The following is a 14,973-nucleotide window of genomic DNA, read 5'->3' on the forward strand; positions in this document are numbered from 1 at the left end:
AGGTTTCACCCGGTGCCGTTCCCCGCCCCGCGCCCCGCCCCGGGTTAGCGTGGCGCGGTGAACGACACCCAGACCGACCGCGGCGGCGCCCGGCCCGACGGCGACGGCGACGGCGACGGCCAGTACGACGGCCACTACGACGACGACGGCATGGTGCGGGTGCGCGGTGCCCGGGTGCACAACCTGCGGGACGTGTCGGTGGCCGTCCCGCGCGGCGCGGTGGTCGCGTTCACCGGCGTGTCCGGCTCGGGCAAGTCCTCGCTGGCCTTCGGCACGCTGTTCGCCCAGGCCCAGCACCGCTACCTGGAGTCCGTCTCGCCCTACGCCCGCCGCCTGCTGCGCCAGGTCGAGGCCCCGCAGGTGGACGCGGTGACGGGCATGCCCCCGGCCGTCGCCCTGGAGCAGCGCCGCTCCGTGCCGTCCTCCCGGTCCTCGGTCGGCACCATCAGCACCATGTCCAACCTGCTGCGGATGCTGCTCTCCCGCTGCGGCGACTACCCGCCGGGCGCGTCCCGGCTGGACTCCGACGCGTTCTCGGCGAACACCCCGGCGGGCGCCTGCCCGGAGTGCCACGGGCAGGGCGTGCTGCACCGGGTGACGGCGCGTTCGCTGGTGCCCGACGACTCGCTGTCGATCCGGCAGGGCGCCGTCGCGTCCTGGCCCGGCGCCTGGCAGGGCAAGAACCTGCGCGACATCCTGGGCGCGCTCGGCCACGACCTGGACCGGCCCTGGCGCGAACTGCCGGCCGCCGAACGGGAGTGGATCCTGTTCACCGACGAGCAGCCGGTGGTCACCGTCCACCCCGAGCGCGAGCCCGGCCGCGTCCAGCGCCCCTACCGGGGCAAGTACAGCAGCGCCCGCCGCCTGGTCCTGAAGTCCTTCGCCGAGTCCCGCAGCGAGGCCGCCCGCACCCGGGCCGCCGCCTTCCTGGAGCAGTCCACCTGCCCGAACTGCCACGGCCACCGGCTGCGCCCCGAGGCGCTGGCCGTCACCTTCGCGGGCCTGCCGATCACCGGCCTGGCCGCTCTCCCGGCCGCCCGCCTCGCCGACCTGCTGCGCCCGTACACCTCCGGGGACGGCCCCGCCGGGCTGATCACCGCCGACCTCACCGACCGCCTCACCGCCCTGTCCCGGCTCGGCCTCGGCTACCTCTCGCTCGACCGCGCCGCCCCCACCCTGTCCACCGGCGAGCTCCAACGCCTGCGCCTGGCCACCCAGTTGCGCTCCGGCCTGTTCGGCGTGGTGTACGTCCTGGACGAGCCCTCGGCGGGCCTGCACCCGGCCGACACCGAGGCGCTGCGGCGCGTCCTGGCCGAGCTGCGGGCCGCGGGCAACTCGGTGTTCGTGGTCGAGCACGACATGGCGGTGGTGCGCGGCGCGGACTGGCTGGTGGACGTCGGCCCGGCCGCGGGCTCCGGCGGCGGACGCGTCCTGTACAGCGGCCCGGTGGACGGCCTGCGCGCGGTGGACGACTCCGCCACCCGCCGCTTCCTGTTCGACCCGCCGCCCCCGCCGCCCTCCCGCAACCGCGCCCCCTCCGGGGTGCTGCGCCTGCGCGGCGTCACCCGGCACAACCTGCGCGGCGTCGACGTGGACGTGCCGCTGGGCGTGCTGACCGCCGTCACCGGCGTCTCGGGCGCGGGCAAGTCGACGCTGCTCGCCGCGGCGGCGGCCGAAGCCGCCGGCTCCTACCGCGTGGTGACCTTCGACCAGACCCCGCTGGGCCGCACCCCGCGCTCCAACCTGGCCACGTACACCGGCCTGCTGGACACCGTCCGCAAGCTGTTCGCCGCCACCGAGGAGGCGAGGGCGCGCGGCTACGGCGCGGGCCGGTTCTCCTTCAACGTGGCCGCCGGACGCTGCCCGACCTGCGAGGGCGCGGGCGCGATCGAGGTCGAGCTGCTGTTCCTGCCCACCGCGTGGAGCCCCTGCCCGGACTGCCACGGCAGCCGCTACAACCCGCGGACCCTGGAGATCAGCTACCGCGGCGCCACCATCGCCGACGTCCTCGCCCGCACCGTCGACGAGGCCGCCGCCTTCCTCGCCGACGTCCCGCCCGCGCACCGCGTCCTGACCACCCTCCAGCAGGTCGGCCTCGGCTACCTGCGGCTGGGCCAGCCCGCCCCCGAACTCTCCGGCGGCGAGGCGCAACGCGTGAAGCTCGCCGCCGAACTCCAGCACGCCCGGCGCACCCGCACCCTCTACCTGCTGGACGAACCCACCACCGGCCTGCACCCCGCCGACAGCGAGCGGCTCACCGCCCAGCTCCACCACCTGGTCGACGCGGGCGCCACCGTCCTGGTCGCCGAACACGACCTCGACCTGATCGCCGGCGCCGACCACGTCATCGACCTCGGCCCCGGCGGCGGCGACACCGGCGGCCGCGTCCTCGCCACCGGCACCCCCACCACCCTCGCCACCTCCCCCGGCAGCCGCACCGCCCCGTACCTGGCGGAGCGCCTCGGCCTGCCCTGACCTGCCGCTCCGACGGCCGACGGCCGACGGCAGGGGCCCGCGCGGTCGTCGCGCGGGCCCTTCGACTCCCTTTCCGGCAGGCTCAGTTGGCGAGGCTGAAGTCCCCGCCCACCGGGGCGGCGATCTTGTCGACGCCGGTCAGGGCGGTCAGCGTGGTGACGGGGGTGCTGCTCTCGGTGGTGGTGCCGTTGCCGAGTTGGCCGGAGCCGTTGGCGCCCCAGGAGTGGACGGTGTTGTCGCCGAGCAGCACGATGGTGTGCTCGCGGCCGCCCGCGACCAGTTGGACGCCCTTGATGCCGGGCACCGGGACGGGGGTGATGCGGTAGTCGGTGGTGCCGTCGCCGATCTGGCCGGAGGTGTTCTGGCCCCAGGACTTGAGCTTGTTGTCGCTGTCGGTGACGGCCAGGCTGTGGTTGCAGCCCGCGGCGATCTGCGAGACGCCGCCGAGCCAGATGCCCTGGGTGTCGACGGGCGTGTAGCGGTTGATGGTGCTGTTGTCGCCGAGCTGGCCGGTCGCGTTGTAGCCCCAGGCTTTGACGGCGTTGCCGCTGGTGGGCCTGGTGCCGCCGCTGGGCGGGCCGACCAGGGCCAGGTTGTGGTTGCAGCCGGCCGCGATCTTGGTGACGCCGGCGAGTCCGCCGACCGGGGAGGGTACGTTGCGGCTGGCGGAAGTGCCGTCGCCGAGTTGCCCGTTGATGTTGTAGCCCCAGGCCCAGACGGTGCCGTCCTCGCGCAGCGCGAGGCTGTGGTTGAGTCCGGCGGCGATCGCCACCACCTTGTTGAGTCCCTCGACCCGGACCGGGACGCTGCTGTCCGTGTTGGTGCCGTTGCCGAGCTGCCCGTAGTTGTTGCGGCCCCAGGCGACCACGGTCTGGTCGTCGAGCAGGGCGAGGCTGTGCCAGCCGCCGGCCGCGACGTCGCGGGCGCTGGAGAGGTTGACGACCTGTCCGGGCGCGTTGTGGCTGAACACGCTGCCGTCGCCGAGCTGCCCGGAGCCGTTGGCGCCCCAGGACTGCACGGTGCGGTCGGTGAGCAGCGCCAGCCCGTGCCCGGTGGCGGAGCCGCCGCCACCGGCGGCGATCTTGACGACCTCCGCGCTGGTCAGGCCGAGCACGGTGGTGGCGGTGGTGCGGAAGTCGGTCCAGGTGCCGTCGCCGAGCTGCCCGGACCGGTTGTTGCCCCAGGCCTTGAGCCGCTTCTCCTGCGCGTGCGCGGTCCCGGCGGGCACGGCGGTCAGGCTGAGCGCGGTGAGCGCGGCCAACCCGGCGGCGAGAGCGGGACGCAGGGCAGCAGGACGCAGGGCAGGACGCAGGGCGGGGCGCAGCCGGGCGCGGCGGGCGGCGGCGGACTGGGTGGACGTCATGGGGTGCCTTCCTCGGGTCCTCGATGGGGTGCGGTCAGCGCGCGAGGCTGAAGTTGCCGTTGCTCGGCGCGGAGATCAGGGAGACGCTGCCGGACTTGGCGAGCACCTGGACGGGGGTGTTGCGCTGGGTGGTGGTGCCGTCGCCGAGCTGGCCCTTGTCGTTCAGCCCCCAGGCCTGCACGGTGCCGTCGGCGAGCACGGCCAGGTTGTGCGCGGAGCCGGCGGCGATCGCCTCGACGCCGGAGACCCCGGGGACGGGCACGCTGGTGTTGCGCTGGGTGGTGGTGCCGTCGCCGATCTGCCCCTTGTCGTTGGCGCCCCAGGCGCGCAGCGTGTGGTCCTGGAGCAGGGCCAGGGTGTGGGCGGCCCCGGCGGACAGCTCGGTGACGTCGGTCAGCTCCTGCACGGGCACGGGGTAGGGCTTGTTGACGACGGTGTCGTCGCCGAGCTGGCCCTTGTCGTTGGCGCCCCAGGCGTAGACGTGGCCGTCGGCGAGCAGCGCGAGGGCGTGGCCGGCGCCCGCGGTGACGCCCTTGACGGTGGTCAGGCCGGGGATGGTCATCGCGGTGGTGCGGGTGGCGGGGGTGGGCGCGGGGACGGGCGCGGTGGAGCTGACGGGCACCGGGGTGACGCCGAGCTGGCCCTTGTCGTTGTTGCCCCAGGTCTTGACGGTGCCGTCCTTGAGCAGCGCCATGCTGAAGGTGTCCCCGGCGGCGATCGCCTTGACGTCGGAGAGCCCGGCGACGGTGACGGGCAGGTTGGTGTTGACGACGGTGCCGTCGCCGAGCTGGCCCTTGTCGTTGGCGCCCCACGCCTTGACGGTGCCGTCCTTGAGCAGCGCGAGGGCGTGCGAGCCGCCGGCCGCGACGGCCTCGACGCCGGTCAGTCCGGCGACCAGTCCGGGCACCGCCGCGTCCTCGGTGGCGCTGGTGGTGCCGTTGCCGAGCTGGCCCTTGTCGTTGCGGCCCCAGGCTTCGACGGTCCCGTTGCCGAGCAGCGCGAGCGCGAACCCGGTGACGGTGGTGCCGCTGGTGGTGCCGCCGGCGGCGATCCCGTTGAGCTCGGCCCCGGCCATGCCGACCACCGAGGCGGGGGTGAGCCGCTGGGTCTTGACGGTGCCGTCGCCGAGCTGCCCGTTGGCGTTGTTGCCCCAGGCGCGCAGCCGCAGGTCGTAGGCGGACGCGGTGCCGCCCGGCAGGGCGGTGGTGCACACCAGGGTCAGGCCCGCCACCAGCGCGGGCAGGGTGGCGGCGGGCAGCTGGCGCAGCTTGCGGTGCATCGGTGGTTCCTCCATGGACAGGGGCGTGCGGGGCGTACGGGAGGTGCGGGGCGTACGGGAGGTGCGGGACCTGCGGGATGCGGGCCGGCGGCGTCAGGGGGCGGGCTGGACGGGTGTGCCGGGGACGGCGCGCTCGACGGGACCGCCCTGGGCGAACCGTCCGGGCGGGGGCTGGACGGGGCGGTTCTCGTCGACCGGCCGGTGCGCGCCGTGCGGCGCGGGGCCGGCCGGCATCGCGGGGCCGGCGGACGCCGTGGGGCGGGCGTTCGGCGCGGTCTCCGACGCGGCGGCCGGGGGCGCGGCGAGCAGGGCGGCGAGCAGGCAGGGGGCGGTGGCCGCGAGCAGGGCGGCGGTTCGGGTCTGGGGTGTCATCGGGGCCTCGTGGTCACGGTCGGGGCGTGGCGCGGCGCGGCCCGGTGGGGCGTGCGGCGGCAACCCGACTCCGGTCGAAGTCGAAATGATGATCCGATCGCCGGGATACCTAACCCGGCACCACCGGGTTCGTGCGGACACGGACCGCTTTCCATGCCAACGGCCCATCCGCTCCTCCGACCGCCCCCCGTTCGGTCCGCCATCGGTTGCGGTGCGTAGTCGAGCCGCCCAGCATGGCCAGGGATCTTGATCGTCAGCTGCCTTGACCTGACGTCAACCAATCGGCTCTGTAGCAGAGTTCAGGGAGGAACCCGTTGCTCCGGACCTCATCGGCCAGACTCCTGGCCATCACCCTCAGTAGCTCCGCCGCCCTGGCCGCACCGGCCCCGGCGGGCGCGGAGGACACCGAGCCGGCCGTCGTGGTCAACGGCACCTTCGTCTCCCCGAAGGTGACGCCCGGGCAGAACTGGGAGCGCCTCACCATCGACGGGTGGGACGGCCCCGGCCTGCTCTCCGCCGGCCGCGCCAACCACCCGCGGGGCTACCAGGCCGCCTTCCTGGCCTCCCCCGACTCGGCCACCCCCCTCAGCACCCGGCTGCGCGCCGTCCGCGCGGGCGCCACGGTCACCCTCACCTGGGACGACAACCCCGACACCTGCGTGGGCAAGGGCGTCGCCCGGCGCAGCTACACGGTCTCGGTCGCGGGCGACGCCAACCAGCCGGGCGCGTTCGCCACCAACGAGCCCACGGGAAGGGCGAACTGGTTCATCGGCCGGTCCTACTCCTTCACCGCGGCCGAGGACTCGCCCAGGGTCACCTTCTCCTTCGACGCCTCCAACCCCACCCCGAGCTGCCAGCCGTCGATCACCGACGTGGCCGCCCGGCAGACCGCCCCGACGGCCCCGCCGAAGGGCGCCACCGACCCGTGCTCGGGCGGTACCGCGGGCGGCTCGCAGTGCGCGGACGTCGGCGGTGCCGAGGAGGAGATCGCCAAGTGCCCGGCCACCGACCGCGACTGCCTGGCCGCGGTGACGGGGGACGGACAGCAGACCGAGGACGGCATCGACCAGCAGACCACCGCCGTCCAGGACTTCGGCGACATCCCGCGCGAGGAGAGCCCGGACGCCGCCGCCCAGGGCCTCTGCCCGCTGTCCAACGCCCTGACCGACGGCCTCCCGCCCTCGTCCATGGTCATCCCACCGAGCCAATGGGGTCCGTGCTGATGCTCCGTCAATTCCCTTACACCACAGGTTCGGTGCTGCTCGCCGCCGCCCTCGCGCTGACCGCACCGGCACCCGTCGCGCACGCCGCCGACACGGTCGACGCCACCGTCCCGAACGGCACCTTCGCCGACCCCGTCGCGCCCGACAACGGCACCCAGGCCGGGCACGCCGGCTGGTCGCCCGACCGCACCGGCGTGGTGTTCGGCAAGGGGCTGGCCCAGCACCCGCAGGGCTACCAGGCGGCCTCGCTGAACTGGAACGGCGCGCCGCTGTCCCTGCGCACCCGGCTGTGGGGCGTCAGGAAGGGCTCCACCGTCACACTCACCTGGGACGACAGCCCGAGCACGTACCGCAGTTGCACGCCGGAGCAGGTCAAGGACGGCCAGACGTACAACGTCTCGCTGATCGTCGACGGTCCGGCGCCCGACCCGCAGGTCACCACCGCGGGCAGCGACAGCGTCGGCACCGCCAACTGGACGACGGGGCGGGCCTTCTCGTTCACCGCGACCGAGGACAACCCGATGGTGTCCTTCGACTCGGCGGAGCCCGCCGGGGCGATGTCCTGCGGCCCGCTGATCACCAACGTGGCCGCCAAGCAGACGCCCGCGCCCGTCGACCGGAAGGTCCGCAAGGAGCAGCTGCCGCCCCCGAAGGCGTACCGCGGCAACGACCCGCTGGAGCCGGGCGTGGCGGTGGACGACTGCGAGGGATCGCCGACCGCCTGCACCTTCACGGTCGACCGGCGCTACTCGTACCAGTACTACGGGCAGACCCGGATCGTCGGCGAGGTGTACCTGAACTGCACCCGCAACGCGGTCACCGACGACCGGAAACTGGAGGTCACCGAGCCGCCGTACGACAGCCTCACCCAGTACTACGCGCTGAAGGGCGCGCCGCTGCTGCCCAGCCGCTCCGACCTGTCGCAGAGCCGGCCGAACGTGGCGGCCCAGGTCGCGGCGGGCTTCGGCGTGGCGGGCGGGAACACCGCGGCGGTGTCCACCAGCAACCCGCTGACCTGGTCGCGGACCACCAGCAAGCCGCTGGACCCGGTGATCCAGCCCGGCGAGGTGAGCTGGATCGAGGTGCAGCCGGCCCGCGAACGGGTGGTCGGCTCGTTCACCAACTCCCGCAACGGCTACCGGCTGGACGCCACCTTCGACGTCCCGGCGACCGCGCTGCCGGACCGCTACTACCAGCGCACCGGCCCGCTCACCGAGGTCGAACTCCAGCGCTGCGGCGCCAGCCGGCCCACCGCCGACACCCCCGACAACGCGGCCGGCCCGGACAAGCGCCTGACCCCGCTGGACGCCCCACCGGCCGGCCTGGCCACCCGCGCCGTCCCGCTCACCCCCTGAACCGCTCCACCCGCCGGACCACTGAACTACCGCGCCACCGGATCGCTCCACCACCATCCGTCCTCCGCAAGCCGATCGGTCACCCGGTGCTCTCAACGCCGTTCAGTCGCCGCCCTGTTCACCGACCCCAGGAGCAACCCGTGCCGTCCACCCGCCTGTTGGCCCTCCCGCTCGGCGCCACCCTCGTCCTCACCGCCCCGTGGCCGGCCGGGGCGGCGAACACCGCCCCGGTGGCGGTGGAGAACGCGACGTTCTCCTCCCCCACCGTGCAGACCGGCACCTGGGCCACCGGCGTCGACGGCTGGACCGGCCCGACCGGCGTCGCCTCCACCACCCGCTCCGCCCACCCGCAGGGGCTCCAGGCCGCCACCCTGGGCTGGGGCGGCAGGGCGGTCTCGCTCAGCACCCGGCTGCGCGGCGTCCGGGCCGGCGCGAGCGTCACCCTCAGCTGGGACGACAACCCCGACACCTGCGCCGCCTCCGGCTCCGGCCCGCGCTCCTACACGGTGACCGTCGCGGGCGCGGCCAACACCCCCGGCAGCTTCGCCACCAAGGACCCCGCCGCGAGGGCCGACTGGTACACCGGCCGCACGTACACCTTCACCGCCGTCGAGGACTCCCCGCAGATCACCTTCACCAACACCGCCGCCACCAACCCCGGTTGCGGCCAGCTGATCACCAACGTCCAGGCCGCCCAGACCCCGCCGCCCGCCGCCGCCCCCACCCCCGCGACCTCCGACCCGTGCGCGGGCGACGGCGCGAGCACCCCGGCCTGCACCACCGGCGCGGCCAACAAGGAGAAGATCGAGGACTGCCCGGCCACCAGCCGCCAGTGCCTGGAGGGCGTCGCGGGCAAGGGCGAGAAGGAGCACGCCGGGATCGACCAGCAGACCCAGGCCCTCGACGACTTCACCCACACCCCGCGCGACCAGGACCCGAACACGGCCCTCGGGCCGCTCTGCCAGGTCGCCAACCTGCACACCGGCAACCTCGAACCGGGCGACACCGTCCTCGCCCCCGGCACCTGGTGGTACTGCTGAACGTCCCCCGCCCTCCCGCGCAACGGCGTCGGGCCCGGTGGGCCGCACGAGTGGTTCCCGTGCGGCCCACCGGGCCCGAAGCCGGTCCGGGGCCGGTCCGGGGCCGGTCAGTCGGTCCGGGCCCACTCCCGGCCGTCCGTCAGCCGGTACCGCGCCCGCGGGCGCTCACCGGCCGGGTGCGGGGCACCCTCGTACACGCCCTCCTCGGCACCGGGCAGGGCCCGTTTCGGGCGCAGGGTCAGGCAGTAGTCCTTGGCGTCGAAGGTCTGGGCGACCACGGTGCTGATGTTGCTGCTGGACGGGCTGGTCACCAGGATGTTCTTGACCGTCGTGCCGGTGTCGTCGACCGACAGCACGCCGACCGTCCGGGTCATCGCGCTGAGCATGCCGAACTGCAGCTCGTCGCCGATGCCGACGGTGAACTTCACCTGGGTGGTCTCGGTGTTGGTGCGCTTCCACTCGTGCGAGTAGGCGGCCTTGAAGGCGAGCTCGAAGGCCGCGGTGGCGCTCAGCTTGAGCTGGCCCGCGGCGGTGGCGCTGCCGCTGACGCTGGTCGAACTGCCGCTGCTGGTGTCGGTGTTGGGGCCGGTGTCCTTGGGCGCGGTCTGGTCGGTGTGCGAGGTCTCGGTCTTGCTGGAGCCCGCCGCCGTCCCGGACACGTCGGTGGTGTTGTCGATCGTTCCCTCGACGGTGGCCGAGCCGGAGATCTCGCCGGCCAGGTTGTCGGTGGTGCTCGACTCCAGCACCACCGTGCGGTAGACGTCGATCTTCTTGTTGGTGCAGTTGATGACGGTGTTGCCGACCGAGACCACGGCAGCGGTCCGCTCGGCCGCCAGTCCGGGGAGGAACCGGAAGCTGCACCCGTAGTCGCGCCCGCAGCCGTGCGCGACGGCGACGGCGTCCGGCAGCGGGGTGTCGCCGTCGAAGGCCTGCGCCACCAGCTCCTCGACGGCCGCCTGCGGGGCCTGCGGCGACACCGCCGCCCCGTCCGCGAAGGCCGCTCCGGAGGCCGGTCCGCCGACCGTCAGCAGTGCGGCGGCCAGTGCCGCGCCCCGCTTCACCGCTTGCTCCAAGTGCCCTCGGCGGTACGGGTGTACACCGCGTCCGGCACCCGCCCCGGCGGCTCCGGCGCCACCTCCAGCGGGCCCGGCCCCGCCACCGCCCGGCCCGGCGGGCGCAGCGACAGGCAGACGTCCGGGCGGGAGAAGGTCTGCGCGACGATGGAGCTGGCGGTGGCGACGGACGGGCTGTCCACCACCACGTTCTTGATGAACCGCCCGGTGTGGTTCACCGACAGGACGCCGACCACCCGGGTGACGGCGGTGAGCGCGCCGAACTGGATCTCGTCGTTGGCGGACACGGTGAACACCACCCGGGTGGACTCGCTGACGGAGGCTTGCCACTGCTTGGCGTAGGACGCCTGGAAGGCCAGCTCGAAGCCGGCCTTGGCACCCAGGTGGAGGGCGTTGGAGCCGGCCACGGTGCCGGTGGCCTCGGTGCTGTCCTGGAACTTGTCCTCGGTGGACGGCCCCTTGTCCTTGTTCGGCCCGTACTGGGTGGTGCCGTTGGTCGTGCCCGCCGTCAGGCTGCCCTGCGCGGAGGCGGTCACCGTGGTGTCGATGCTGCCGGTGACCGTGGCCTTGCCGGAGATCGAGCCGCTGATGTTGTCGGTGCTGCTGCTGGCCACCGTCAGGGTGCGGTCGATCTCCATGTCGTCGCCGGTGCAGTTGATCGCCGCGTTGCCGATCGAGGCGACCGCGCTGCCGAACAGCCCGACGACCCGGTCCGTCACCCGGAACGTGCAACTGCCGGGCCGGTCGCACTGCCCGGCGACCTCGGCGGGCGAGGCCAGCCGGGTCTCGCCGTCGTACGCCTCGGGCTCCGGCATCGGCGGCAGCGCCGTCCGCCCGAACGCCCCGGTCCCTCCGGCCCCTCCGGCCTCTCCCGGGGCCTCCGCCGCCCCGTCAGCCTCCGTGCTGGTGGCGGTGGCGGCGGCAGCGGCCGGTAGGGCGAACGGCGCCAGGACGAGCGGCCCGGCCAACCCGGCGGCCAGCCCGGCCAGTGCGGCCCCGGGCACCAGGGCGGCGTACCGGCCCGTCCTGCGGACCGGTCGCGGGCATGCGGAACCAACCACGGATGCGCTCCTCACTCGTCGACGACCCCCGTACCGAGCCGTCCGAACGGACCCCGGGCCCGCGGACGGCCCCCCTCCGCCCATCCTCCGCGAGCTTCGGATCGCGGGCGAACGGTCGTCGTCGCGGGTGCGCCATTCGATGGGCCGTCACCCGGTGGGACGTCGGCACCGGCTCGCGGCCACCGGAACGCCGGCCGGCTCCGGGTCGGCCCGCAACTCGGCGGCGGTGCGGACACGTTCCCCGTCGTCCCACGACACCGCGGACTCTCCGAACGGACGACGGACGACGGCAGACGGCAGACGGCAGACGGCAGACGGTTCGGCCCCGCCGTCCCAGCAAGCACCGCGTCACACCACCGGACCGCCCGCCCGCTCGGCGGCCTCCTGCGCGGCCATCACCTCGTCGCCGTGCTCGAAGGCCCACGCGCCGAAGGCGTCGATGGCGGGCAGCAGGCTGCGTCCCAGCGCGGTGAGTTCGTAGGCCACGCCGGGACGGTCGGGGCGCGGCGGGTGGCGGTCGACCAGGCCGTTGTACTGGAGGCGGCGCAGCGTCTCGGTGAGCACCTTGGAGCTGATCCCGCCGATCCGTTCGCGCAGCTCGACGGGCCGGTACGGGCCCTCGCGCAACGCCCAGAGCAGGACGGCGTTCCAGGTGTGGGAGAGCAGGTCGAAGGCGAGGCGGGCCCGGCAGTCGGCGAGCAGCGGATCGGTGGTCACGTACCGAATGGTGCCCGACCGCCTCCCTAGGCTCGCATCCGAGGCCGCCGCCTTCACGCGGCCGTCACCCACGGGATCACACGGAACGGACGGGAGTCAGTCGATGCGGATCGGCATTCTGGGCACGGGCGCCATGGCGGACGCGCTGGGCACCCACTGGGCACGGGCCGGGCACCGGCTCACCGTCGGCGGGCGCGACCTGGCCCGGGCCCGGCGCGCCGCCGACCGGATCGGGGCGGGGGCCCGCTCCGGCGACCTGCGCGCGGCGGTGGCGGACGCCGAAGTCGTGCTGGTCGCGCTGCCGTTCGGCGCGGGCACGGAGGTCGTCCGGGAGCTGGCCGAACCGCTCGCGGGGCGGACCCTGGTCGACTGCACCAACCCGGTCGGCCCCGGCTTCCGCCTGCTGACCGGCCACGGTCCTTCCGCCGCCGAGCAGTTGGCGTCCGCCGCGCCCCGCGCACAGGTGGTGAAGGCGTTCAACCTGTGCCACGAGGACGTCTGGCGGATGCGTCCGCCGGTCTTCGACGGCCGCCCGCTCACCGTCCCGCTGTGCGGCGACGACCCCGGGTCCCTGGCCCGGGTCTCCGCCCTGGTCGCGGACCTGGGCTGCACCCCGGCCCTCGCCGGCGGCCTCGACCGGGCCGGGCTGCTGGAGGCCACCGCCGCCCTCTTCATCGGCCTGTGGGTCGGCACGGGCGCGGACGTCCAGGCGATCGCGCCCCCACTCGCCTACGCCTCCGGGCCCGCCCGCGAGTCCGACTGACCGATCGGCACCCGGCGCCCGTCATCCGTCACCCGCCGCCCCGTCGCCCGTACTTGTCGCCGCCTCGGTCGCGGTCAGAGCAGCAGGACGGCCGCCACGACCAGCCCGGCCAGCACGATCGCGCCGAGCACCGATCCGGCCACGGTCAGGCCGATCCGGGTGGAGCGGTCCATCCGGCGGGTCCAGCCGGTGCCGTCCATCACTTCGGCGACCAGGTCGGTCAACTCGCCGGAGTCGAAGCGGTATTCGGCGGCGGTGACCCCGTCCGGGCCGACCGTGCGGAACCGCCGGACCTCCTTGTGGATGACGGTGCCCCGCACGCTGCTGCGCGAGGCCGACACCTCCGGCCCGCCGGGGCCGGGGCCCGCCCGCCAGCTCAGCTCGGTGAGCTGCTGCTCACGGGTGTAGGTGCGGGCCACCGGGTCGAAGCGCAGGGCGATCCGGTAGTCGGTGGAGATCCGGTGCTCGTACAGGAAGCCGCGCCAGTGCCGGTCCGCGAGGTCGAGTCGGAGCAGCAGCCCGTCCTCGCTGCGGGTCACGGTGTAGGGCGTGCCCCGGGTGCGGGCCGCGAACGCCTCGTAGAGGCCGTCCAGCTCCCGGTCCCGGTCACCGCCGCCCTTGGCGCCGGTCCCGGCACCGGACCCGGACCCGAATTCGGACACTCCGGTCATCTGTCACTCCTCTCCCGCCCCGCCGGCAGGGTGCCGCAATCTACCAGGGCACTCTTCGGAGCCCCGGCCCGCCTCCCGCCCCCGGCACTCTCACACGGCGCGCAGCAGGTGGTCCGCCGGGGCGTAGTCGATCTTCCAGTCGACGTAGACCCCGGCCGTACCGTCCCGTTGGCAGCGCAGCCCCACCGTCACCCAGCGGACCGCGCCGTCGGCCGTCAGCGCGAACGCCACCGCCGCCTCGAACTCGTCTCCCCCGCACGGGCATTCGGCCACCTCCGGGTCGGCCTCCTGCCACACCTCCGCGCTGTCCGCGAGGAGGACCTGCCCCCTGCAGCGCACGCACTCGCGCCCGGCGCAGCCCTCCAGGTCGTCCACCCGGACGGTGAACACCCGCCCGCCGCAGTCCTCGCACGCGCACCCGAGCAGCACCGTCGGACCGTCCCCGACGGCTCCGCGCAGGAACGTCCTCAGCTCCTCGGAGACGGCCCCGCCGTCACCCGTCCGCTGCTGTTGCCGCGCATCCGTGTCCACGGCCTCATCCTGGCAGGGCCCTCCGACACCCCGGAGGGCGCGACACAGCCGGCCCTCCCCGACGCTACGACCTGCGGCGGGCCACCAACTCGCGCGCGGCGTCGGCACAGTGCGGGAAGTCGAAGGCGAAGCCCGCCCCCAGCAGCCGTCCCGGCACCACCCGGCGGCTCTTCAGCAGCAGTTCGGTGTCGGTCCGCAGGGCGAACGCGCCGAGCTCGGCCATCCGGCGGGTGGCCGGCAGGCCCACCGGCATGCCGTTCGCGCGCCGCAGCTCCCGCATCAACTCCCGTTGCGGGAGCGGGTTCGGGGCGGCCAGGTTGACCGGGCCGGTCAGTTCCCCGTGCTCGACCAGGAACCGCACGGCCCGGACGAAGTCGTGCTCGTGGATCCAGGAGACGTACTGCCGCCCGCCCGCGACCGGTCCGCCCAGGCCGAGCCGGGCCAGCCGGGACAGCACGTCGAAGACACCGCCCCGGTCCGGGCTGAAGACCATGGCGCTGCGCAGCGCGACCTTCCGGGTGGCGGGCGTCGCGGCGGCGTCCTGCGCGGCCTCCCAGTTCCGGGCGATCCGGACGCTGTACTCCCAGTAGTGCGGGACGTCCGGCTCGGTGCCGCCGATGATGCCGGTCGCCTCGTCGTTCGGGGCGTCGAAGCGGTGCGCGTACACCGTCGCCGTGCTCATCTGGAGCCAGACCCGGGGCGGGCGGGCCGCGGCGGCGATCGCCTCGCCGACCACCCGCGTCGAGTCGACCCGGGAGTCCATCATCTGCCGGAGGTTCTCCGGCGTGTAGCGGCAGCTGACCGTCCGCCCGGCCAGGTTGACCACGACGTCGGCACCGTCCAGCTGCTCGGCCCAGGGGCCGAGGGTCCGGCCGTCCCAGGCCGTGTGGTGCGGGGCGGTGGGCGTCCGGGTGAGGAGCACCACCTGGTGGCCGCCGGCGCGCAGGGCGCGTTCCAGCAGTGTGCCGACCTGCCCGGTCCCGCCGGGTATCACGTACTTCACGGAGAAGAACGTACTCCGATTCTTGAACGCGTTCAATTCTGTTTCGC

At 74.5% G+C, this 14,973-nt stretch carries 14 protein-coding genes; 5 read left to right on the forward strand and 9 right to left on the reverse strand.

All coding sequences use genetic code 11. The features are described from left to right. Positions 1-150 precede the first annotated feature (150 nt). Positions 151-2,475 carry an ATP-binding cassette domain-containing protein gene (locus ACIQVD_RS31400; RefSeq protein WP_402292465.1) on the forward strand — a complete coding sequence of 775 codons (2,325 nt, stop codon included), beginning with the start codon at positions 151-153 and terminating at the stop codon, positions 2,473-2,475. Between the two features lie 82 nt (positions 2,476-2,557). On the opposite strand, the gene ACIQVD_RS31405 is transcribed toward ACIQVD_RS31400, so the two are convergent. From ACIQVD_RS31405 to ACIQVD_RS31415, 3 genes are all read right to left on the reverse strand, one after another. After that, positions 2,558-3,838 (reverse strand): RCC1 domain-containing protein, encoded by a 1,281-nt coding sequence (locus ACIQVD_RS31405; RefSeq protein ID WP_402292439.1) that lies wholly within the window; start codon positions 3,836-3,838, stop codon positions 2,558-2,560. Between the two features lie 34 nt (positions 3,839-3,872). Beyond that, positions 3,873-5,117, reverse strand: coding sequence for an RCC1 domain-containing protein (locus tag ACIQVD_RS31410; RefSeq protein ID WP_400684303.1), 1,245 nt, complete (start codon positions 5,115-5,117; stop codon positions 3,873-3,875). Between the two features lie 93 nt (positions 5,118-5,210). Then, positions 5,211-5,489, reverse strand: a complete 279-nt coding sequence (locus ACIQVD_RS31415) for a hypothetical protein (protein WP_402292440.1) — start codon at positions 5,487-5,489, stop codon at positions 5,211-5,213. Between the two features lie 314 nt (positions 5,490-5,803). On the opposite strand from ACIQVD_RS31415, the gene ACIQVD_RS31420 reads away from it, so the two are divergent. The 3 genes from ACIQVD_RS31420 (at position 5,804) to ACIQVD_RS31430 (ending at position 9,107) form a co-directional block, all read left to right on the forward strand. Next, the gene (locus ACIQVD_RS31420) at positions 5,804-6,712 is read left to right on the forward strand and encodes a hypothetical protein (RefSeq protein ID WP_402292441.1); all 909 of its coding nucleotides are present in this window, start codon (positions 5,804-5,806) and stop codon (positions 6,710-6,712) included. Further along, positions 6,712-8,067, forward strand: a complete 1,356-nt coding sequence (locus ACIQVD_RS31425; RefSeq protein ID WP_402292442.1) for a hypothetical protein — start codon at positions 6,712-6,714, stop codon at positions 8,065-8,067. Before ACIQVD_RS31420 ends, ACIQVD_RS31425 begins: the two co-directional genes overlap by 1 nt. Before the next feature lie 140 nt (positions 8,068-8,207). Continuing rightward, the gene (locus ACIQVD_RS31430; RefSeq protein ID WP_402292443.1) at positions 8,208-9,107 is read left to right on the forward strand and encodes a hypothetical protein; all 900 of its coding nucleotides are present in this window, start codon (positions 8,208-8,210) and stop codon (positions 9,105-9,107) included. Positions 9,108-9,214: 107 nt separating this feature from the next. On the opposite strand, the gene ACIQVD_RS31435 is transcribed toward ACIQVD_RS31430, so the two are convergent. The 3 genes from ACIQVD_RS31435 to ACIQVD_RS31445 all read right to left on the reverse strand — a co-directional run bounded on the left by ACIQVD_RS31435 (position 9,215) and on the right by ACIQVD_RS31445 (position 11,958). After that, positions 9,215-10,168: a hypothetical protein gene (locus ACIQVD_RS31435; RefSeq protein WP_400684291.1), complete on the reverse strand. Its 954-nt coding sequence runs from the start codon at positions 10,166-10,168 to the stop codon at positions 9,215-9,217. Then, entirely contained in the window at positions 10,165-11,241 is a 1,077-nt protein-coding gene (locus ACIQVD_RS31440) for a hypothetical protein (protein WP_402292444.1), read from the reverse strand. The genes ACIQVD_RS31435 and ACIQVD_RS31440 overlap by 4 nt, the downstream gene beginning before the upstream one ends. 348 nt (positions 11,242-11,589) lie before the next feature. Then, positions 11,590-11,958 (reverse strand): winged helix-turn-helix transcriptional regulator, encoded by a 369-nt coding sequence (locus tag ACIQVD_RS31445; protein ID WP_400684287.1) that lies wholly within the window; start codon positions 11,956-11,958, stop codon positions 11,590-11,592. A 103-nt stretch (positions 11,959-12,061) separates the two neighbouring features. On the opposite strand from ACIQVD_RS31445, the gene ACIQVD_RS31450 reads away from it, so the two are divergent. Then, positions 12,062-12,721, forward strand: coding sequence for an NADPH-dependent F420 reductase (locus ACIQVD_RS31450; protein WP_400684285.1), 660 nt, complete (start codon positions 12,062-12,064; stop codon positions 12,719-12,721). A gap of 74 nt (positions 12,722-12,795) precedes the next feature. On the opposite strand, the gene ACIQVD_RS31455 is transcribed toward ACIQVD_RS31450, so the two are convergent. The 3 genes from ACIQVD_RS31455 to ACIQVD_RS31465 form a co-directional block, all read right to left on the reverse strand. After that, the gene (locus ACIQVD_RS31455; protein ID WP_402292445.1) at positions 12,796-13,392 is read right to left on the reverse strand and encodes a hypothetical protein; all 597 of its coding nucleotides are present in this window, start codon (positions 13,390-13,392) and stop codon (positions 12,796-12,798) included. A 90-nt stretch (positions 13,393-13,482) separates the two neighbouring features. Beyond that, positions 13,483-13,923, reverse strand: a complete 441-nt coding sequence (locus tag ACIQVD_RS31460; RefSeq protein ID WP_400684280.1) for a hypothetical protein — start codon at positions 13,921-13,923, stop codon at positions 13,483-13,485. 64 nt (positions 13,924-13,987) lie between these two features. Next, on the reverse strand, positions 13,988-14,926 hold the full coding sequence (locus ACIQVD_RS31465; protein WP_400684278.1) for a TIGR01777 family oxidoreductase: 939 nt from the start codon (positions 14,924-14,926) through the stop codon (positions 13,988-13,990). Positions 14,927-14,973 lie beyond the last annotated feature (47 nt).

The sequence above is a fragment of the Kitasatospora sp. NPDC090308 genome, assembly GCF_044769485.1.
Lineage (GTDB): Bacteria > Actinomycetota > Actinomycetes > Streptomycetales > Streptomycetaceae > Kitasatospora > Kitasatospora fiedleri.

Excerpts from the sequence above, each read along its gene's own strand:
- ACIQVD_RS31425 (WP_402292442.1), top strand. The coding sequence starts at position 6,712 with ATGCTCCGTCAATTCCCTTACACCACAGGTTCGGTGCTGCTCGCCGCC.
- ACIQVD_RS31450 (WP_400684285.1), top strand. The coding sequence starts at position 12,062 with ATGCGGATCGGCATTCTGGGCACGGGCGCCATGGCGGACGCGCTGGGC.
- ACIQVD_RS31455 (WP_402292445.1), bottom strand. The coding sequence starts at position 13,392 with ATGACCGGAGTGTCCGAATTCGGGTCCGGGTCCGGTGCCGGGACCGGC.
- ACIQVD_RS31410 (WP_400684303.1), bottom strand. The coding sequence starts at position 5,117 with ATGCACCGCAAGCTGCGCCAGCTGCCCGCCGCCACCCTGCCCGCGCTG.
- ACIQVD_RS31415 (WP_402292440.1), bottom strand. The coding sequence starts at position 5,489 with ATGACACCCCAGACCCGAACCGCCGCCCTGCTCGCGGCCACCGCCCCC.
- ACIQVD_RS31400 (WP_402292465.1), top strand. The coding sequence starts at position 151 with ATGGTGCGGGTGCGCGGTGCCCGGGTGCACAACCTGCGGGACGTGTCG.
- ACIQVD_RS31405 (WP_402292439.1), bottom strand. The coding sequence starts at position 3,838 with ATGACGTCCACCCAGTCCGCCGCCGCCCGCCGCGCCCGGCTGCGCCCC.